This window comes from Brevundimonas sp. FG128, assembly GCF_057809775.1.
In genome coordinates this window covers 265054-283768 of sequence record NZ_JBMDKP010000001.1, presented here as the reverse complement: position 1 = coordinate 283768, position 18715 = coordinate 265054, and the positions used below count along the sequence as shown (strand labels likewise).

Below are 18715 nucleotides of genomic sequence, written 5' to 3'. Positions count from 1 at the left end.
ATCGCGAAGCGATGGGGAGGTGGCGCGGCGCATCTTGCGCCGTGACGGAGGGGTTCTGCACCGCATCGCAGGCGCCTGTGGCGCTTCAAGAGCCCCTCCACCCCTTCGGGGTCCCCCTCCCCACAAGTGGGGAGGAGACATTATGGGCGCCCCGCCGTCGCCTCGACCAGGTCGGCCAGGCGCTGGGCGGCGTCGGGGATGGCGACGGAGCGGGCGGCGGCGGACATGGCGGACAGGCGGGCGCGGTCTGACAGGACGGCGTTCAGGACAGCGGCGAGACGTTCGACGGTCAGGTCGTCTTCCGCAATGACCTCGGCCGCGCCGGCGTCGGTCAGGGCCTTGGCGTTCAGGCGCTGGTGGTCGTCCGTGGCGATCTTCAGCGGGATCAGAACGGACGGCAGGGCGGCGACCGCCAGTTCGGCGCAGGTCGAGGCGCCCGAGCGCCCCACCACCAGATGCGCCCTGGACAGCCGCTCGGCCATGTCGCGGAAGAAGGGGGCGACCTCGGCCTCGATCCCGGCCTCCAGATAGATCTGGCGCGCGGCCTCCAGCGTCTCGGGTCGTGACTGCTGCTGCACCTTCAGGCGGCGGCGCAAGGGCTCCGGCAGGGCCGCCAGGGCGCGGGGCGTGGTCTCGGACAGGATGCGGGCGCCTTGGCTGCCGCCCGTCACCAGCACATGGACGGGTGCGTCGTCGGCAGGGGCGACGTAGGGGCGGTCGAACAGCGCGCGAATTTCGGCGCGGACCGGCGAGCCGACGACGTGGGATCGGCCCTGGACCTTGGCCGGCGCCCGTTCAAGCGTCGGGAAGGACGAGGCGACCTGGCCGACATAGGGGGCCAGGATGCGGTTGGTGCGGCCCAGGACCGCGTTCTGCTCATGGATCACCGTCGGCCGCTGGGACGTGACGGCGGCGACCAAGGCCGGGGCGGACGGGTAGCCGCCGAAGCCCACGACGATGTCGGCGCCCAGCCGGTCGAAGGCCGTGCGCGCCTGGACCACGCCCCTGAAGATGGCGAGGCCCGCCTTGATCAGGCCCAGCGGGCCGGAGCCGGTGGCGGCGTCCAGCGCCAGCCGTTCCTCGGCCGGGAAGGCGTGGGCGTACTGCTCGCCCCGATGATCGGTCGCCAACACCACGCGCCAGCCCCGCGCCGCCATCTCGCGCGCCAGGGCCTCGGCCGGGAACATATGGCCGCCGGTGCCGCCGGCGGCGACGACGCAGAGCTTGGTCATGGGGCGGGCTCCGAAAAAAGAGAGTCTGAATAGTCTGAAACGTCTGAAGTTCAGACGGTGGAGGCGTGGAAAAACACCGTCTGAATAGTGCAATTCGTCTGAAATCGGCGGTGAACGGTGGGGTCGAGAATGGTCGGCGACAGGATCGCACGGTTTTGGGGCGTGCTAGGTCGATTGCCCTGAAAAAAGTATACGACGCTGAAAACGCGTTCTTTTTCCCTCTACCTTGTGATGACTAACCTTCTCGTCATCTTCGCCCTGGTAGCGAGGACCCATACGCCCGGTATAGACCGAACGAGTCCGAGCGGATTAGGCGGAGTCTACGGACCCTAGGCACAAGGCCCAGAATGACGGAATTCCAGTGACTACAGCAACCGCCGGCGTCTTCCCGGCAGGCTGGCGCCGGGTTCGTAGGCGCCGGGGCGGCGCCGCGTCAGGGCCAGGGCGAAGCCCATGGTCAGGCCCATGGCCAGCATGGACGAGCCGCCGTAGCTGATGAAGGGCAATGTCATGCCCTTGGTCGGAATCAGGTTCAGGTTCACCGCCACGTTGATGCAGGCCTGAAGCCCGATCAGCATGAACAGGCCCGCCGCCGCCGTCTGTTCGAACGGATCGGTCAGCTTCATGGCGCGGCGCATGCCCCGGATGACGATGAAGGCGTAAAGGCCGATCATGGTCAGGCTGAGGATCAGGCCGAACTCCTCGGCGCCGACGGAATAGATGAAGTCGGTGTGCAGGTCGGGCACGTGGCGTTTCATCACCCCCTCGCCCACGCCCCGGCCCAGCAGGCCGCCGGCGCGAATGGCCTCGGCGGCGCTGTCGATCTGGTGGGTGTCGGTGGTCTCGGGCGAGAAGAAGCGGCTGAGGCGGTCGCGCATGTGGCCGAAGACGAAGTAGAGCGACACCAGCCCCGCCATGCCCGCGCTGGCCAGGACCGCCATCCATTTGAACGGCACCCCGGCCATGAAGAAGACGGCCATGAAGGTGGTGGTGATCAGCAGCGTCTGGCCGATGTCGGGCTGGATCAGCAGCAGGCAGACCGTCAGGGCGTAGAAGCCGAAGGCGATGGTCACGCCCGGCACCCCCTGACCCTTCTGCGCCTCGGCGAACATCCAGGCGGCGAAGACGATCAGGCCGGGCTTGGCGAACTCGGACGGTTGCAGGCTGAACGGGCCGAAATTCACCCAGCGCGCCGCCCCCTTCACCGTATCGCCGATGAACGGCAGGGCCATCATCACGAGGATTGCGCCGAACAGGGCCAGGACGGCGATGCGGCGTACCCCGCGCGGCGACAGCAGCGAACTGGTCAGCATCAGGCCCAGGCCCGCGCCCGAGAAGACCATCATCCGCCAGGAATAGTGGAAGGGATCGGTGATCGATTCATCAGCCAGGATGGCGGCGGGGCTGGAGGCGAAGCTGAGCGCCACGCCCAGGCCCATCAGCGCCAGGGCCGCGCCCAGCAGGCCGCGATCCACGGTCCAGAACCACTGGGCGACCGGGCTCTGGTCGTTGCGCGAGAAGGCGGGGGTGTAGGAGGCGCTCATCGTGCCGTCTCCGGGGTTGCGCCGAGGTTGAGCACGGCGGCGCGGAAGGCTTCGCCGCGCGCCTCGAAATCTGGATACTGGTCGAAGCTGGCGCAGGCGGGCGACAGAAGGACAATCTGGTCTCCGCCGGCCGATGCGGCGTCGGCGGCGGCGGCGGCCACGGCGGCGTCCATGGTGTTCGAGATGACGTGGGGCGTGTCGCCCAGGGTGGCGGCGAAGGCTTCGGCCGCCTCCCCGATCAGATAGGCCTTGGCCACGCGCGGGAACAGGTCGGTCAGGTCGTCGATGCCGCCGTCCTTGGGCTTGCCGCCCGCGATCCAGAAGACCGACGGGTAGGAGGACAGGGCCTGACGCGCGGCGTCGGCGTTGGTGGCCTTGGAATCGTTGATGAAGCGTACCGGGCCGAGGCGGCCGACGGCCTCCATCCGGTGCGCCAGGCCGGGGAAGGACAGCAGGCCGGCGACGGCGGCGTCGTGGGAAACGCCCAGGGCGCGGGCGGTCGCATAGGCGAAGGCGGCGTTCTGGGCGTTGTGGCGGCCGGGAAGCGAGCGGACCGCGGCGAGGTCGGCGATCAGTTGGCCGTCTTTCAGAACGGTACCCGGCTGCGCAACATAGCCTTCTCCGCTCGGGGGAGAAGGTGGGCCCGAAGGGCTCAGATGAGGGGGTGGTTCCGTCGCAATATTGGTCGGAGCGTTCTCGCGGCTGACAGCCCCCTCATCCGTCTCGCTCCGCGAGCCACCTTCTCCCCCGAGGGGAGAAGGATTTGTGGAGATGGTGATCGCCTGCTGGGACAGTTGGGATGCAATCCCCTGTCCCCAGCTTTCATCAACGCCGACCAGGGCCACCGCATCCGGTCCTTGGGCCGCGAAGATCCGCGCCTTGGCCGCGACATAGCCCTCCATGCCGCCGTGGCGGTCCAGATGGTCTGGCGAGATGTTGGTCAGGATCGCCACGTCGGGGGCGAAGGTCGTGGTCAGGTCCAGCTGGTAGCTGGAGACCTCGATGACATAGACGCCGTCGGCCGTCGGGGCCGGCAGGGCCAGGACGCCGATGCCGATGTTGCCGCCGACATGGACCGTCAGGCCGGCCGACTTCAGCACCCAACCGATCAGGGCGGTGGTGGTGGACTTGCCGTTGGTGCCGGTGACGGCGACGACGCGGGGCCGCTGGTCTTTCGGCAGGGCGGCCAGGGCGCGGGCGAACAGTTCGACGTCGCCGATGACGGGGACGCCGGCCTCGCGCGCCTTGTCCACGGTCCAGTGCGGGCGTGGATGGGTCAGGGGCGCGCCGGGCGACAGGACCAGGCCGGCGAAGTCGGACCAGTCGGCGGCGGTCAGGTCCTCGACCGTGAAGCCTTCCGCCTGGGCCTGCATCCGGCCCGAGACGCCGTCGTCCCACAGGATGGGGATCGCGCCCCCGGCCTGGAGCGCGCGCGCGGCCGTGATCCCCGACCGTCCCAGGCCGAAGACCGCAACCCGCCTGCCCTCATAGCCGGGAACGGGAATCATCGGATCACCGCAGCTTCAGCGTCGACAGGCCGATCAGCGCCAGCGCCCCGGCGATGATCCAGAAGCGGATGACCACGGTGGATTCCGGCCAGCCCAGCTTCTCGAAATGGTGGTGGACCGGCGCCATCAGGAAGATGCGCTTCTTGGTCAGCTTGTAATAGCCGACCTGGATCATGACCGACGCCGCCTCGGCCACGAACAGGCCGCCGACGATGCCCAGAACCAGTTCGTGCTTGGTGGTGACGGCGATGGCGCCCAGGGCGCCCCCTAGGGCCAGCGAACCGGTGTCGCCCATGAAGATCTTGGCCGGGGGGGCGTTGTACCAGAGGAAGCCCGCGCCCCCGCCGATCATGGCCGCGCAGAAGATGGCCAGTTCGCCCGAGCCGGGGACGTGGTGGATCTGCAGATATTCCGAGAAGACGAAGTTGCCGGCCAGATAGCTGATCACGCCGAAGGCGGCGGCGGCCATCATCACCGGCACGGTCGCCAGGCCGTCCAGGCCGTCGGTCAGGTTCACCGCATTGGAGAAGCCCACGATGGTGAAGGCAGCAAAGGCCACATAGAACCAGCCGACGTTCAGCAGCACCGCCTTGAAGAAGGGAAAGGCGATCGAAGTCTCCAGCCCCGGCGAGGTCGGCGAGCGCGTCATCCACAGCACGGTCAGCACCCCGGCGATCACGGCTACGACCGTCTGGGCGACCAGTTTCTGTTTCGAGGTCAGGCCGGCCGAGGTCTGTTTGGTCACCTTGGCGTAGTCGTCGATAAAGCCCAGCAGTCCGAAGGCTGCGGTCACGCCCGACACGATCCAGATATAGGGATTGGTCAGGTCGCCCCACAGGAGGACCGCCACGCCGATGCCGGCCAGGATCATCAGACCACCCATGGTGGGGGTGCCGACCTTGGACAGGTGGGAGACGGGGCCGTCGTCGCGGATCGGCTGGCCCCGGCCCTGTTTGGCGCGCATCCAGTTGATGAAGCGGCTGCCCATCGCCACGGCCACGATCATCGCGGTGGCCAGGGCCAGGGCGGTGCGGACCGTCTGATACTGGATCAGGTTCAGCAGCGGATACTGGTGCGCGACGTCGGCGTAATAGAGATAGAGCAGGTAAAACATTCTCGTTCCCTATCGCGTGGGAGACGGCGTGTCGCCGCCTTGCAGATCGGCCAGGGCCTGGGCCACCAGCGAGGCCCTGGACCCGTTCGAGCCCTTGACCATGACGATGTCGCCCGGCGCGACCAACAGCGACGCCTCGGCCGCCAGTTCGGCGGATGTCTGACGCCAGACGCCGCGTCGCGACACCGGCAGAGCCTCATAGAGCCAGCGCATCTCGGGCCCTGCGGCGTGGACCAGATCGAGACCCGCCGCGTCGATCGGGGTGGCCAGGCCTTCGTGCAGAGCGCGGCTTTGGTCGCCGAGCTCCAGCATGTCGCTGAGCACCACGATGCGGCGGCCGGAAGCGGGGCGTGCGCCCAGGGTCTTGAACCCGGCGGCCATCGACAGCGGATTGGCGTTGTAGCTTTCGTCGATCAGGGTGAAGGCGCCGCCCGATGTGGTGACCGTGCGGGTCTGGCCTCGTCCGGCCAGGGGCTGGAACCCGGCAAGGGCCTCAAGACCCGTGTCCAGCGGCACGTCGAGCGCGTCGAGCATCAGCAGGACGCACAGGCTGTTCAGCCCCCAGTGGGCGCCGGACTGGGCCAGGCGATAGTCGATCCGCTGCCCGAACAGTTCGGCGGCGACCGATGCGCCCTCGGCGTCCGCGCGGAAATCCAGCAGGCGGGCGTCATGACCGGCGTCCGAGCCGAAGGTCAGCAGGCGCGCGCCGACGGACTTCGCCGCATCGCACAGCACGGCCGAGAAGGCGACGTCGCCGTTCGCCACAGCCGCACCCCCGGGGACAAGACCCTGGAAGATGGAGGCCTTCTCGCGCGCAACGCCGGCCTCGCCGTCGGCGAAGGCCTCGATATGGACCGGGCCGACGGTGGTGACGCAGGCGGCGTGGGGGGCGACGAAGCGCGACAGGGGCGCGATCTCGCCGGGCGCATTCATGCCGATCTCGAACACGGCGCGCTGGGTCTGGACCGGCATCCGGGCCAGGGTCAGGGGCACGCCGATGTGGTTGTTGTAGCTCTTGATCGAGGCGTGCGCGGGCCCGGCGAGGTCGAGGCCGGCCTTGATGGCTTGAGTGACGCTGGTTTTGCCGACGCTGCCGGTGACGGCGCCGCGTTTGACATGGGGGGCCCGGTCGCGGGCGGCGACGCCCAGGGCTTCCAGGCCGTGCTGCGTGTCGGGAACCACCACATAGGCGCCGCCCTCGACGGCGTGTTCGACCAGGGCGGCCGCGGCGCCGGCGGCGGAGGCGGAGGCGGCGAACTCATGCCCGTCGCGCGCGCCCTTCAGCGCCAGGAACAGGTCGCCGGGGACGATCTCGCGGCTGTTGTAGGTGAGGCCCGTGATGGGCCGGTCGTCGCCGTGCAGCACGCCGCCCGTAGCGGCGGCGACTTCGGCGGCCGTCCAGAGCGGGCGGGCGGTAGGATCAGGCATTCAAAGACAGGGCCTCGGACGCAACGGTGGCGTCGTCGAAAGGATGAGTCGTTCCGCCGACGATCTGGCCCTGTTCATGCCCTTTTCCGGCGATGACCACCACATCCCCGTCGCGCATCATCTCCACGGCCGCTTCTATGGCGGCGCGGCGATCGCCGATCTCGATGGCGTCGGCGCAGCCGGCGCGGACCTGGGCGCGGATGGCGGCGGGCTCTTCCGAACGCGGATTGTCGTCGGTGACGATGGCGACGTCGGCCAGACGGCCGGCGATGGACCCCATCAGCGGACGCTTGCCGCGATCTCGGTCGCCGCCGGCGCCGAAGACCACGATCAGGCGACCCGTGGCGTGGGGACGAAGCGCGTTCAGCACCGTCTCCAGCCCGTCGGGGGTGTGAGCGTAGTCGACATAGACCTCGCCGCGCCCGGTCTCGGCGCCGCCGATGCGTTGCAGGCGGCCCTGGGCGCCGGTCAGGCCTTCCAGGGCGCCGATCACGGCGTCGGCGGGATCGCCCGCGGCGATGCACAGACCCGCCGCCACCAGGGCGTTCGAGGCCTGGAAGGCGCCGGCCAGGGGGAGCAGGATTTCGCGGACATCGCCACGCACGTCCAGGGTCAGGCGCTGACCCTCCGGCGTCGCACGACGCCCGATCAGGGTCAGGTCGCGCCCGCGCTCGCCCACCCCCATCACGCCCAGTCCGGCCATGATCGAGGCCGAGGCGAAGGCGGAATAGGCGTCGGAATCGGCGTTCAGAACGGCGGTGCGGCCGCGCGGCAGAAGCGTCTCGAACAGGCGCATCTTGGCGGCGCGATAGTCCTCCATCGTGCCGTGATAATCGAGGTGGTCCTGGGTCAGGTTGGTGAAGGCGGCGGCCTTCAGCGCCACCCCGTCCATCCGGCGCTGGTCGATGCCGTGCGAAGACGCCTCCAGCGCGACGTGGGTCACGTCCTTTGCAGCCAGTTCGGCCATCAGGCGGGCGGCCTCGGCGGCGTCGGGGCTGGTCAGGCCGGGGCCGGTCAGGGCGTAGGTCCGCTCGCCCTTCTGACCGATGACGCCCAGGGTGCCCATGCTGGCGGACTTGTGGCCGACGCCGGCCCAGATCTGGCGGCAGAAGGTGGCGACCGAGGTCTTGCCGTTGGTGCCGGTGACGGCGACGCAGGTCTTGGGCTGGACGCCGTAGAAGCCGCGCGCGGCGATGGCGTAGGCGCGGCGCACATCGCCCGAGGTGACCAGGACCGGCGCGGCGCCATCAGGCGTATCGGTTGGGGCCAGGACCGCCGCGGCGCCTTGCGCCAGGGCCTGCGGGATGAAGGCGCGGCCGTCGGCGGCCGTGCCCGGCAGGGCGACGAACAGGGCGCCAGGGGCGACCTTGCGGCTGTCGGCGGTGACGCCGGTGATGACGGGGTCGGACGTCACGTCGCGGCGCAGCAGGTCGGACAGGCGAAGGGCGCTCACAGCCCGTCTCCCTGCACGTCCTGATATTGCGGCAGCTTGTCGCCCGTGGCCGTGCGCCAGCGGTCGGCGTGGCGTTCGACGCCCAGGAAGCCGGCGATCCGATCGGCGACATTGCGCACGGCGGGCGCGGCGACATAGGCGCCGGTCTTGGGATAGGTCCCCGGCTCGTCCATCAGGATGAAGATGGCGTAGCGTTTGGCGTCCAGCGGGCCGTCGACGGGGAAGACCGCCGCGAAGGAGCCGAGCGCACGGCTGGGATCATAACGGCCGTTGACCAGCTTGTTGGCCGAGCCCGTCTTGCCCCCGACCCGCAGGCCAGGCGCATCGGCGAACCCGCCCGAACCCTTGACGACGTTGCGGCGCAGCAGGTCCAGAATGGTGCGCGAGGTTTCCTCGGTCACAACCTGCTGGGGCTGGGCGCCACGCGCGCCGCCTTTGCGCAAGGACAGCGGCACCATGCGCCCGCCGTTGGTCAGGGCGCCCATGGCCTGAACCATCTGAGCCGGGGTGATCATGATGCCGTAACCGAACGACAGGGACGCCAGGGTCGAGTTGTCCCAGCGGCGCGGCGCCACGGGTCGGGCCGATTCCTTCAGCTCGATGGTCGAGGCGTCCAGCAGACCCAGGCGCTGGAAATAACTACGCATCGTGTCCGGCCCCATCTGCAGCGCCAGCTGCGAGGTGCCGATGTTGGACGAGTGGAGATAGACTTCCTCCAGCGTCATGACCCGGTTCTGGGCGTGGAAGTCCTTGATCTTGCGGTCGCCGATCTGGAAGGCCTGGGACGCGTCGAACAGTGTGTTCATGTCGGCGCGACCCGTGTCGAGACCAGCGGCGACGGTGAAGGTCTTGAACACCGACCCCATCTCGTAGTGGCCCGAGACGGCGCGGTTCAGGGTTGCACCTTCCGGCGCGGCCCGGCGGTCGGCCTGGGTGAAGTTGGGCCAGCTGGCCATGCCCAGGACCTCGCCGGTCTGGACGTCGGTGACGATGCCCACGGCGCCCTTGGCCTGGGCCTTGACGGCGGCGGCGGCGAGTTCGTTTTCCAGCACGCCCTGGACGCGCAGGTCGATGGACAGGGGGAAGCTCTCGCCCCGTTGGCCCGCCGCGCGGATCTCGTCGTTGAAGGCCAGTTCAGCGCCGGAAATGCCCCGGCCGCCCGTGTCGGCGTCGCCGATCAGGTGGACGGCTGACGTACCCAGCGGATAGGCGCGGCGATCCTCGGGCTCGAAGGTCACGCCGCCCAGGGCGAGGGCGTGTACCGCCGCCTTCTCCTGGGGCGTCAGGCCGTTCAGCACGATCAGGCGACGCTCGCCGCTCAGCACGCGGCGCAGGCGCGACGCTTGGGCGCGCGGCAGGGCCTTGCGGATTTGGCGCATGGCCAGGTCACGGTCCCACACCTCGGCCGGATCGATATAGAGGCCGTAGTGGGTGAGGTTGGTGGCCAGCAGTTCGCCGTTGCGGTCGGTCAGGTCGCCACGCACGAGGGCGTTGGGATTGGCGCCGGTCCAGCGCCCGCCCGTCTGGGCGAACAGGGCCTTGTACGAGGCGCCGACGGCCAGACCCGCGAAGACGCAGGAGAAGACGATCAGGATCAGGAAGATGCGGACGCGCGTGTCCTCTTCGGGCCGCGCATCGGCGCGCGCGCGTTCGAAGCCGTGCTCCAGCCGCCAGACGGTTTCCGACAGCCAGCGCCAGAAGGGCGACAGCCGACCCTGCAGATCCACGCCGGGCGCCGGCCGGTGGTAGCGGTGGTCCTGAACGCTCATTGCGCCGCCTCCGGCGAGGGGGCGGTCGCCGCGACTGCAGGCGCGGGTGTAGGCGCGGGCGCGGCGGGGACCGGCTTCAGCGCGGGAAGCTGGGTTTCCGTGGCCTGGCGATGCACTTCGACCGGCGCCATGCCGATCTGGCGCGACAGGGCCTCCAGACGCGCGGGCTGCTCCAGGCGGGCTACCTCGGCGCGCAGCAGGCGCACCCGCTGGCCATTCTCGCGGATGTCGCGTTCCAGCTGGGCGATGCGGGCGCTTTCTCGCGCCGCCGACGCCTTGGCCGCATAGACCGAGACGATCATCACCGCGACCAGGGCCGCGCCGATGATCTCGACCCAGCGCACGCCGCGCACCTTCCAGTCGAACAGGCGCTGGAGCATGGACCGGCTGTAGGCGAAGGGGGTCGTGGTCATGCCGCGCCCCTCCCGCCGATCGGGCCCCAGGCCGGCGCGTCGGTGCGGACGGCGGCGCGCAGCTTGGCCGAGCGGGCGCGGGGGTTCGTCGAGCGCTCTTCGTCGCCGGCCTCGCGCGCACCCTTGAACTGAAGCGTGAAGCTCGGCTTGCGTGGATCGACGGCCATGGGGGCGTGGCGCGAGCCGGCAGGACTGTTGCCCGTGCGCTCGGTCATGAAGGCCTTGACGATGCGGTCCTCCAGCGAATGGAAGGTGACGACGGCCAGACGCCCGCCGGGGGCCAGGGTCGCCTCGGCGGCCTCCAGACCGCGCTCCAGCTCGCCCAGTTCGTCGTTCACCGCGATGCGCAGGGCCTGAAAGACCCGCGTCGCCGGATGGATGGGCGCGCCGCGACGGCCGCCCAGGGCCTTTTCGACCACCTCGGCCAGATCCAGGGTGCGGTCGAAGGGTCGCTCGACGCGGCGGCGCAGAATGGCGGTGGCGACGCGGCCCGACTGACGCTCTTCGCCATACAGTTTGAAGATGTGGGCCAGGGGACCGTGGTCCCAGGTGTTGACGATGTCGGCGGCGGTCGCACCGTCGTCGGACATGCGCATGTCCAGCGGCCCGTCGCGCATGAAGGAAAAGCCGCGCTCGGCCTGGTCAAGCTGCATCGAAGAGACGCCGATGTCGAACACGGCGCCGCTCAGCTTCGGCTTGCCGCTTTCGGCGAAGGCGTTGGCCAGCCCCGAGAACGGGGTGCGGATCAGCTGGAACTGGCCGGGGAAGTCGTTGGCGACAGCGTCGGCGTGCGGCTGGACCGTCGGGTCGCGGTCGAGTCCGATGACGTGGGCGCCGGCGCTCAGTATGGCGCGGGTATAGCCGCCGGCGCCGAAGGTGGCGTCGATCACGACGTCGCCGGGACCGGGCGACAGGGCCTCGATCACCTCGGCCAGCAGGACGGGAGCGTGGGGTGCATTGGTGGAGACGTCGGTCACGACCCGCCTCCCGCCAGCTTCATCTGGGCCGCCAGCTTCAAGGCGCCGATCTGGGCCATGCCGGCCTTGGCCAGGGCGCGCTGTTCGGCGCGGCGGGCCGCCCATTTCTCGCGCGACCAGATCTGGAAACGGTCGTTCAGGCCGACGATGACGACGGTGTCGTCCAGGCCAGCTTCGTTGCACAGCGCTTCGGGCAGGGTGATGCGGCCGCCGGAATCATAGGCCAGGCGCACCTGCTCGCCCATGACCTGCCACTCCAGCGCCGAGCGTTCCTCGGAGCCGAACGGCAGGGCCTCGATCATTTCGGCATAGACGGCGAACAGGCGGTCGCCGCCCGCTTCCAGGCAGTCCGCTTCGATCGAGGGGAAGATGAACACGCCGCCGGCCGCGCCGTTTTCGGTCGTGCGGAAATCATTGGGGATTAAGAGACGGCGCTTGCCGTCCAGCTGCTTCTCGTAGGTCGAGAGAAACACGCCCTGCCCCATCGGACCCTTCGGCCCGTCCCTAGATGCCTGACGAACGCCCGCCGCGCCCGCCTCTCAGCCCCAAATCATGGGAATGGGATAGCATGGGACAGAATGGGCCTCAATGGGATCATGGTCGAGATTTAACCATGTTTTGACGTGTGACGACTTAAGCACGCCTCGTCGCCAGGAACATACACGGAACAATCGAAGTATTCACAGGGTGTGAAGCGTTCTAACCTTCCCTGCACAGACAAGAAGTTAACGACCGCAAACCTGCGGGAGCGCCGCCAGAACGCTGAAATGCGGGGATAATCCGAACGCGGACCAAGGCGACGCGCAAACCACCGCTGCATTGGCGGGCGTTAACCCCACCCACCGGCCCTCAAGTCGGATGAAGGCCGATAGGCCCAGGAAAAATCGGCCTCAAGCAGCGCGAAGCGCGATAGGCCCTCAGAAAAGTATGCCAGACGGCCTGTAAGCCGGGTTTTGTTCCGCTCCGAGGCCGAAGCCTGGATCGGCGACGATCATTCCTCTGGACCGTCCATTGCTGAACGGTTCTCGCGACCTACCCGGACATCTGAGGCGGTGAGCCCCGCGAAGCGAACCCCGCGCGATGTCCCTATTTGGTCTTGCTCCAGGCGGGGCTTGCCATGCCGTCCCTGTTGCCAGGCACGCGGTGGGCTCTTACCCCACCCTTTCACCCTTACCGGCCTCGCAAGGCCGGAGGTTTGCTTTCTGTGGCGCTATCCCTCGGGTCGCCCCGGGCGGAAGTTATCCGCCGCCTTTTCACCGTGGAGCCCGGACTTTCCTCGACAAGGGCGAACCCTGCCGCGACCGCCCAGCCGTCTGGCGCGCGCTAGATGCGCGTTAGCGGCGCGAACGTCAATTCAATACGCCCGTGACGCTCTCGGCGCTGGCGAGTTGGAGCAGGCCGACCAGGCGGGCGCGGGTTTCGCCGTCGGCGACGCCGTCGACGCGGGTCGGTCGCCAGTGGCGCTGGAAGGCGCGGACGGCGGTTTCGGTGTCGGCGTCATAGTGGCCGCCGGGTTTCAGCCCGTAGCCCAGACGGTGCAGGCCGGCGCGCAGGACCATGGCGCCGATGCCCTGGTCGCCCTTTTGCAGCAGGCCGCCCAGGGCCTGGATCCGTTCGGGGGCCGGTTCGAACCACAGGCCATGGCCGGCCTCGGCCAGTTGCTTCCAGGGAAAGAGTTCGCCGGGATCGGTCTTGCGATCCGGCGCCAGGTCGGAATGGGCGATGATGCGGTTGTCTGGAATGCTCCAGCGACTGCGGATGTCGTCGATCAGGGCGATGAGCGCCGCGACCTGGGCCTCGGGAAAGGCGCGGTAGCCGAACTCGTGGCCCGGATTGACGATCTCGATGCCGATGGAGGCGGCGTTGCAGTCGTCCTCGCCCTGCCAGACGCCGCGACCGGCGTGCCAGGCGCGACGTTCCTCGGGGACCAGATGGAAGATGCGGCCGTCTTCCTCGACCATATAGTGGGCCGAGACCTTGGCGTTGGGGTCGCGCAGACGCGCCAGAGCAGCCTCGCCCGTCTGCATGCCCGTATAGTGCAGAACCAGCATGTCGGGCGGCGCACGGCGCGCGTCGAAGTTAGGCGAAGGCGCGTCGATGTAGGCGGTCATGGGAAGGGCCAGCTCAGCGGCCGTTGCGTTCCCAGCCGTAGGCGACCCAGGCGCCGTCCACCTTGTGCGCCTCGATCAGGTCGGGATCGCCATTGCGGCGGCGCAGGGTCGTGTTGCGACGGGTCCGCATGACCAGTCCGACCAGGAAGACCAGCACGCCTGCGATCAGGGCGATCACGGCCACCGCTGCGGCAGTGACGACGGCCAGCACCGCACCCACGGCCATGGCGCAGACGGCGGCGATCATGCCGGCGACCCACATGACGGAGGCCACGATCCCATTGGGACGGCGGCGGGCGGCGAAACCGATGGTGGCGAGACGTTCAGGCTGGAACATGGATCATCCTTTCAGGCGATCCGAGGAACGCCTGACACGCAATGTCGGTCCATAGGGTCCTGCGGTCAATGGATGGTCGCCTCACGGCTGCGTGCGATGACGCCGCAGCTTTGCGTCAGAAGAACGGCTGATCGGCCAGCACCACCGCGCCTTCGTTGCGCATCCGCTCGCCCTCGATCCGGCGCATCACCGCCTGGGCCTGGGGATCGGCCATGACGCCGCCAAGGGTCACCAGGGCCTGGGCCGCCTCGGTCTGGACGCCGAACATGTCCGAGATCGCCTCCCAGGTCGATTGCGGCTCGGGGAAGCGTTTGAAGCGCACGGATTCGCCGGCGGAAATCTTGGCCAGGGCCTTGGCCTTGGCCACCGCCTCGGTAACGCCGCCCAGCTGATCGACCAGGCCCAGGGGCAGGGCCTGGGCCCCGGTCCAGACACGGCCCTTGGCGATCTCGCGCACACGGTCCGGCGACAGTTTGCGGCCCGTGGCCACGCGGGCGATGAAGTCGTCGTAGATCCGGTCCATCGAGCCGGCGAAGGCCGCACGCTGTTCCGGCGTGAACTCCTGCGTCGGCGAGAAGGCGTCGGCGTACTGGCCGCCCACCGTCAGCTCGCGCATGTCGACGCCGAACCGGCCCAGCGCATCGGCCAGCACGAACTTGCCGCCGAACACGCCGATCGAGCCGGTCAGGGTCGAGGGTTGGGCCACGATCCAGTCAGCTTCCGAACTGACCCAGTAACCGCCCGAGGCGGCGTAGGCGCCCATGGAGACCACCACCGGCTTGCCCGCCGCCCGCGCCGCGCGCACGGCGGCCAGGATCTGTTCCGAGGCTTCCGGCGAGCCGCCGGGCGAGGAGACGCGGAAGACGATGGCCTTGACGCTCTTGTCCTTGATGGCGTCGTAGATGGCCTCGGCCGTGTCGTCGGAATGGATGGACGATCCGCCGCCGAAGCTGCCGCCGCCGCCACGACCGGTGACGATGGCCCCCTCCCCGCCGACGATGGCGATGGCGTTCTTACCCGATCCGGTGCGTTCGCCCTTCTGGCTGGCGTAGTCGCCGAACTCGACGATCTCGGCGCCCTTGCCTGCGCGGGTCTTGATGGCGGCCTCGGCCTCCTCGACCTGGCCGACCTTGTCGATCAGTCGGTTGGCCAGAGCCTGGGGCGCCGAATAGGGGCCGGCCTCGATGATCGTCTTCAGCGCCGGCGCGGTCGTCTTGCGATCCCTGGCGGCGTTGGCCAAGGCGCTGTCGTAGATGGACGTCATCCACGCGGTCATCGCCTCGCGGTGCGGGCCAGTATAGTCGCTCTGGGTGTATTCGTTGACGGCGTTCTTGTACTCATAGCGCTGTTCGAAGTCCGGTTTGACGCCGTATTTCTCGAAGGCGCGGCCCAGGAACAGGCTGTCGGCCGAGAAGCCCGTGGCCTGGAAGCCGGCGGTGTTCTGCATCCACAGTTCCGACGCCGAGGCCCCGACCATATAGGTGGACATGACCGCGCCGACGGGCGCGAAGCCCTGGCTGTGGGCGATGACCGGCTTGCCCGAGGCGCGGAAGCGGTGGATGGCCTGGCGCAGTTCGTCGGCGGTCGCGGGCGTCATGCCGCTTTCCGGCAGGCGGATCAGCAGGGCCTTGACGCTGTTGTCGCCCTGGGCCTGATGCAGGCCGTCCACGACCTGGGTCAGGGCCAGGCCCGAACCGCCGAAGGCCGCGAACGGATTGGACGACGGCTGGTCGCTGATCCCGCCGCGCAGGTCCAGTTCCAGCACGGTGTTCGCCGGGGTCGTCGGCTTGGACGAGGAGGCGATGGCGACGGTCAGCAGGACAACGGGAATGACGACGAGGAAGAGGATCAACCCGGTGAAGACACCAAGGACCGTCAGGAAGAATTGCTTCATCGGTGGGGAAACGCGCGCTCGCAGGCCGGAAATGGCCGCGCCAGCATAGGGGGACGCGGGCCGTCGTCAAATGAAGGTCGCGCAATATCCGACGGGCCTTCGCGTTCGCACCCGCAAACCGTTTGCTGCGGCGCGGCGCCCCGATTGATGCGGGCCTCTAAAATCCCTATATGAGCCGCCTGAGAGCGAGGGCCTGCGCCCCGCGTATATTTGGAGACCGCGCCATGCTGGTCACCCTGATGAAGTCCAAGCTGCACCGCGCCACGGTGACCCAGGCCGATCTCGACTATGAGGGATCGATCGCCATCGACATGGACCTGCTGGACGCGGCGGGCATATATCCGCACGAACAGGTCGATGTGCTGAATATCACCAACGGCGCGCGGTTCACCACCTACGCCATCGAGGCTCCGCGCGGCTCGCGCGTGATCGGCGTCAACGGCGCCGCCGCCCGCCTGGTCCAGAAGAACGACAGGGTCATCGTGGTCACCTATGGCCAGATGCCCCAGGAAGAAGCCCGCCAGTGGAACCCGAACGTAGTTCTGCTGGACGACGCCAACGAGATCAAACACGCCTAGCCGCGTCTCCTCCCCACATCGTGGGGAGGGGGACCGCGAAGCGGTGGAGGGGCCCTCCACGCCCCACAGAATGCAAAAAAGGCCCGCCGTCGCCGGCGGGCCTTTCTTCGTTTCGGCCGATGGAATCAGCGGGCGATGTCGTAGACGCCCGTGATGTCGATCCGCACCGTCAGTTCGCCGGCGGCGACCGGGGTGCTTTCGTCGCGGACCGCCATGGCGCGCGCGGCGTACATCGGGGCCGGCGGCGGGGCGGAATAGCCGCCGCCTTCGGTCAGGTTGCGGATGCCCGACAGCTGGACGTTCAGCGACTGGGCGTACAGCTGAGCCTTGGCCTGCAGATTGCGCACGGCCAACTGACGCGCCTGGTTCTCGGCCGTCGTGGGGTCCTTCAGGCCGAAGCTGATGCCGTCGATCTGGTTGACGCCGGCGGCGACCACGGCGTCGGCCGTCGTACCGACCTTGGTCAGGTCGTTGATAACCACCGTCACGCGGTTGACCGCCTGATAGCCGCGCAGCTTGGGCGGTTCGTTCTGCACATAGTCATATTGCGCCGACAGGTTCAGGCCCGAGGTCTGGATGTCGCGCTCGGCGATGCCGGCGCGGCGCAGGGCGGCGACGACGCGCGTCATCTGCGCAGCGTTGTCGCGCATTGCTTCCTGGGCGGTGACGGCCTCGGTCTGGACGCCGAAGGTGATGGTGGCCATGTCGGGCGCGGCCTTGACCTCGCCATAGGCCGACAGGTTCAGCGACGGCGCAGGCTGCATCATGTGCATGGTTCCCATGGACGGATCTGCGGTCTGGGCCATGGCGCGCGGCGTGGCGGCGGCCAGGAAGGCGGCGGCGGCGACGGCTCCGCCCACCGCCAGGGTCTTCAGCGAGACGGTCTTCATCGGGGCGGCGGGTGTGCGGGTCATGCGGTCTTCTCCGTAAGCGATCCAGGACGGCGCCTTCGCCGATCCGTTGCAACGACCTTGGCCGTTCTCGCCTGAACGAACGCCCGTGCGCCCTGGCAGTTTCCGTTCATCTTCGTGAAATCGCCGAAAGACCGCCTTCTTGTCCGCCCCCGCTTGGCAAGCCGCGCTCGCGCCTGCTAGGCGAGACCCCTTCCGCCGAGGCGCGCCTTGGGGGCCTGTAGCTCAATGGTTAGAGCCGACCGCTCATAACGGTCTGGTTGGGGGTTCGAGTCCCTCCGGGCCTACCAACGCTTGTCACCACACTTCGCTCAATTCACGCAGATGCGCGCCCGGTCGTTGATCCAACAGTCGCCGTTCTGGCGCACAGTCCCCAAGCGGTCGCCGGCCTTGTCGTCGTCGGGGTCGGCATTCCAGGTCGCGTCTGCCGAGCCATCGGCCAACAAGACCACCACGGCGAAGTGAGAGTTCTTCGGCTTGCCCTCGGACCAGGCGTTCATCGTGTAGCCGCCGTCGCCGAACGGATAGACCAAGCAGGGGTCGTCGAGCAGAACGTCGCCATCGACAGAAAGATAACATTGCTTGCGCGACGCCGTCGGCGAAGTCTCGGGGCTCGTGTCGGCGCTGGCAGTTTTGGCAGGCGCTGGTGTCGGCTCTGGCGCGGACGGCGCGGGAGTCGGCGTAGGTTCCGCTTCTGCCGCTGGGGAGCCGGCGTCCTGACCGCAGCCTGCCGCCGCAGCCGACAGCATCAGGGCGGCGATCAGGCTCAGCGATCGTGAGGGGATCGATTCCACGCGACGAACTCCGTCGTTGTCTCTCAGCACCAACACGGCGGCGCTCGGAAGCGTTCCGCACCAAGGGGCAGCGATTGATGATGCCCCTCCCTTTCGGCCGGCCGCTCGCCTATATCGCCAGCCTGTTCCCTCTCGGAGTTTCCCCATGGCCTATGTCGCTCGCACCGATCGTCCCTCGGACAAGGCCGCGCGCTATCTGGAGGTTGAGGAGGAGATCCTGGCCGTGCTGGAGGGGGAGCCGAACGTGACGGCGCGGATGGCGACGGTGGCGTCGATGCTGGCGGATGCGTTCGCGCACTATTTCTGGACCGGCTTCTATGTCGTGGCGCCGGACAAGGAAGACGAGCTGGTGGTCGGGCCGTATCAGGGGACGCTGGGGTGTCTGCGGATCGCGTTCGGGCGCGGGGTGTGCGGGACGGCGGCGGCGACGCGCCAGACGCAGCTGGTCGAGGACGTTCATGCCTTTCCCGGTCACATCGCCTGCGACAGCCGCTCGGCCAGCGAGATCGTGGTTCCGGTGCTGGACGCGTCGGGCGCGCTGATCGCGGTGCTGGATGTGGATGCGACGACGCCCGCCGCCTTCGATACCGAGGATCAGGCGGCGCTGGAGCGGTTGATGGCGAAGGTGTTCGCGGCCGGTTGATCCCGCCGC

17 protein-coding genes, 1 tRNA gene and 1 other RNA gene are annotated in these 18715 nt (G+C 68.6%); 3 read left to right on the top strand and 16 right to left on the bottom strand.

The window, feature by feature from the left end:
* Positions 1-140: 140 nt before the first annotated feature.
* From murG to sppA, 14 genes are all read right to left on the bottom strand, one after another.
* Positions 141-1232: an undecaprenyldiphospho-muramoylpentapeptide beta-N-acetylglucosaminyltransferase gene (gene murG / locus ACODSC_RS01455; protein WP_488811132.1), complete on the bottom strand. Its 1092-nt coding sequence runs from the start codon at positions 1230-1232 to the stop codon at positions 141-143.
* Positions 1233-1597: 365 nt separating this feature from the next.
* Positions 1598-2776, bottom strand: coding sequence for an FtsW/RodA/SpoVE family cell cycle protein (locus ACODSC_RS01450; RefSeq protein WP_488811130.1), 1179 nt, complete (start codon positions 2774-2776; stop codon positions 1598-1600).
* Positions 2773-4284 carry a Mur ligase family protein gene (locus ACODSC_RS01445; protein ID WP_488811128.1) on the bottom strand — a complete coding sequence of 504 codons (1512 nt, stop codon included), beginning with the start codon at positions 4282-4284 and terminating at the stop codon, positions 2773-2775. The genes ACODSC_RS01450 and ACODSC_RS01445 overlap by 4 nt, the downstream gene beginning before the upstream one ends.
* Positions 4285-4288: 4 nt before the next feature.
* Positions 4289-5398 carry a phospho-N-acetylmuramoyl-pentapeptide-transferase gene (gene mraY / locus ACODSC_RS01440; RefSeq protein WP_488811126.1) on the bottom strand — a complete coding sequence of 370 codons (1110 nt, stop codon included), beginning with the start codon at positions 5396-5398 and terminating at the stop codon, positions 4289-4291.
* 9 nt (positions 5399-5407) lie between these two features.
* On the bottom strand, positions 5408-6826 hold the full coding sequence (locus ACODSC_RS01435; RefSeq protein WP_488811124.1) for a UDP-N-acetylmuramoyl-tripeptide--D-alanyl-D-alanine ligase: 1419 nt from the start codon (positions 6824-6826) through the stop codon (positions 5408-5410).
* Complete coding sequence (locus ACODSC_RS01430) at positions 6819-8279, bottom strand: UDP-N-acetylmuramoyl-L-alanyl-D-glutamate--2,6-diaminopimelate ligase (protein WP_488811122.1); 1461 nt, start codon at positions 8277-8279, stop codon at positions 6819-6821. Before ACODSC_RS01430 ends, ACODSC_RS01435 begins: the two co-directional genes overlap by 8 nt.
* A complete protein-coding gene (locus ACODSC_RS01425; RefSeq protein ID WP_488811120.1) occupies positions 8276-10048 on the bottom strand; it encodes a peptidoglycan D,D-transpeptidase FtsI family protein in 1773 nt (590 codons plus the stop codon). The genes ACODSC_RS01430 and ACODSC_RS01425 overlap by 4 nt, the downstream gene beginning before the upstream one ends.
* The gene (ftsL, locus tag ACODSC_RS01420) at positions 10045-10461 is read right to left on the bottom strand and encodes a cell division protein FtsL (RefSeq protein WP_488811118.1); all 417 of its coding nucleotides are present in this window, start codon (positions 10459-10461) and stop codon (positions 10045-10047) included. Before ftsL ends, ACODSC_RS01425 begins: the two co-directional genes overlap by 4 nt.
* Positions 10458-11438 (bottom strand): 16S rRNA (cytosine(1402)-N(4))-methyltransferase RsmH, encoded by a 981-nt coding sequence (gene rsmH / locus ACODSC_RS01415; RefSeq protein ID WP_488811116.1) that lies wholly within the window; start codon positions 11436-11438, stop codon positions 10458-10460. The genes ftsL and rsmH overlap by 4 nt, the downstream gene beginning before the upstream one ends.
* Positions 11435-11911: a division/cell wall cluster transcriptional repressor MraZ gene (locus ACODSC_RS01410; RefSeq protein ID WP_159849624.1), complete on the bottom strand. Its 477-nt coding sequence runs from the start codon at positions 11909-11911 to the stop codon at positions 11435-11437. The genes rsmH and ACODSC_RS01410 overlap by 4 nt, the downstream gene beginning before the upstream one ends.
* Positions 11912-12364: 453 nt before the next feature.
* Positions 12365-12755, bottom strand: an RNA gene (gene rnpB, locus ACODSC_RS01405) — RNase P RNA component class A.
* Between the two features lie 32 nt (positions 12756-12787).
* Positions 12788-13549, bottom strand: a complete 762-nt coding sequence (locus ACODSC_RS01400; RefSeq protein ID WP_488811113.1) for an N-acetylmuramoyl-L-alanine amidase — start codon at positions 13547-13549, stop codon at positions 12788-12790.
* 13 nt (positions 13550-13562) lie between these two features.
* Positions 13563-13886 (bottom strand): hypothetical protein, encoded by a 324-nt coding sequence (locus ACODSC_RS01395; protein ID WP_488811112.1) that lies wholly within the window; start codon positions 13884-13886, stop codon positions 13563-13565.
* 115 nt (positions 13887-14001) lie between these two features.
* Positions 14002-15780 carry a signal peptide peptidase SppA gene (sppA, locus tag ACODSC_RS01390; protein WP_488811110.1) on the bottom strand — a complete coding sequence of 593 codons (1779 nt, stop codon included), beginning with the start codon at positions 15778-15780 and terminating at the stop codon, positions 14002-14004.
* 224 nt (positions 15781-16004) lie between these two features.
* Between sppA and panD the strand changes: the two genes are divergently transcribed.
* Positions 16005-16358 (top strand): aspartate 1-decarboxylase, encoded by a 354-nt coding sequence (gene panD, locus ACODSC_RS01385; RefSeq protein WP_488811108.1) that lies wholly within the window; start codon positions 16005-16007, stop codon positions 16356-16358.
* A 125-nt stretch (positions 16359-16483) separates the two neighbouring features.
* Here the strand turns inward: panD and ACODSC_RS01380 are convergent, their stop codons facing one another.
* Positions 16484-17272 (bottom strand): SIMPL domain-containing protein, encoded by a 789-nt coding sequence (locus ACODSC_RS01380; protein WP_488811106.1) that lies wholly within the window; start codon positions 17270-17272, stop codon positions 16484-16486.
* 211 nt (positions 17273-17483) lie between these two features.
* Between ACODSC_RS01380 and ACODSC_RS01375 the strand changes: the two genes are divergently transcribed.
* Positions 17484-17559 (top strand) — tRNA-Ile (locus tag ACODSC_RS01375).
* A 21-nt stretch (positions 17560-17580) separates the two neighbouring features.
* On the opposite strand, the gene ACODSC_RS01370 is transcribed toward ACODSC_RS01375, so the two are convergent.
* Positions 17581-18063 carry a hypothetical protein gene (locus ACODSC_RS01370; RefSeq protein ID WP_488811104.1) on the bottom strand — a complete coding sequence of 161 codons (483 nt, stop codon included), beginning with the start codon at positions 18061-18063 and terminating at the stop codon, positions 17581-17583.
* A gap of 145 nt (positions 18064-18208) precedes the next feature.
* On the opposite strand from ACODSC_RS01370, the gene ACODSC_RS01365 reads away from it, so the two are divergent.
* Entirely contained in the window at positions 18209-18706 is a 498-nt protein-coding gene (locus ACODSC_RS01365) for a GAF domain-containing protein (protein WP_488811102.1), read from the top strand.
* Positions 18707-18715: the final 9 nt, after the last annotated feature.

Coding starts and splice junctions, on each gene's coding strand:
- ACODSC_RS01435 (WP_488811124.1), bottom strand. CDS start 6,826: ATGCCTGATCCTACCGCCCGCCCGCTCTGGACGGCCGCCGAAGTCGCC.
- ACODSC_RS01400 (WP_488811113.1), bottom strand. CDS start 13,549: ATGACCGCCTACATCGACGCGCCTTCGCCTAACTTCGACGCGCGCCGT.
- murG (WP_488811132.1), bottom strand. CDS start 1,232: ATGACCAAGCTCTGCGTCGTCGCCGCCGGCGGCACCGGCGGCCATATG.
- panD (WP_488811108.1), top strand. CDS start 16,005: ATGCTGGTCACCCTGATGAAGTCCAAGCTGCACCGCGCCACGGTGACC.
- ACODSC_RS01380 (WP_488811106.1), bottom strand. CDS start 17,272: ATGACCCGCACACCCGCCGCCCCGATGAAGACCGTCTCGCTGAAGACC.
- ACODSC_RS01445 (WP_488811128.1), bottom strand. CDS start 4,284: ATGATTCCCGTTCCCGGCTATGAGGGCAGGCGGGTTGCGGTCTTCGGC.
- sppA (WP_488811110.1), bottom strand. CDS start 15,780: ATGAAGCAATTCTTCCTGACGGTCCTTGGTGTCTTCACCGGGTTGATC.
- ACODSC_RS01395 (WP_488811112.1), bottom strand. CDS start 13,886: ATGTTCCAGCCTGAACGTCTCGCCACCATCGGTTTCGCCGCCCGCCGC.
- mraY (WP_488811126.1), bottom strand. CDS start 5,398: ATGTTTTACCTGCTCTATCTCTATTACGCCGACGTCGCGCACCAGTAT.
- ACODSC_RS01365 (WP_488811102.1), top strand. CDS start 18,209: ATGGCCTATGTCGCTCGCACCGATCGTCCCTCGGACAAGGCCGCGCGC.
- ACODSC_RS01425 (WP_488811120.1), bottom strand. CDS start 10,048: ATGAGCGTTCAGGACCACCGCTACCACCGGCCGGCGCCCGGCGTGGAT.
- ftsL (WP_488811118.1), bottom strand. CDS start 10,461: ATGACCACGACCCCCTTCGCCTACAGCCGGTCCATGCTCCAGCGCCTG.
- ACODSC_RS01450 (WP_488811130.1), bottom strand. CDS start 2,776: ATGAGCGCCTCCTACACCCCCGCCTTCTCGCGCAACGACCAGAGCCCG.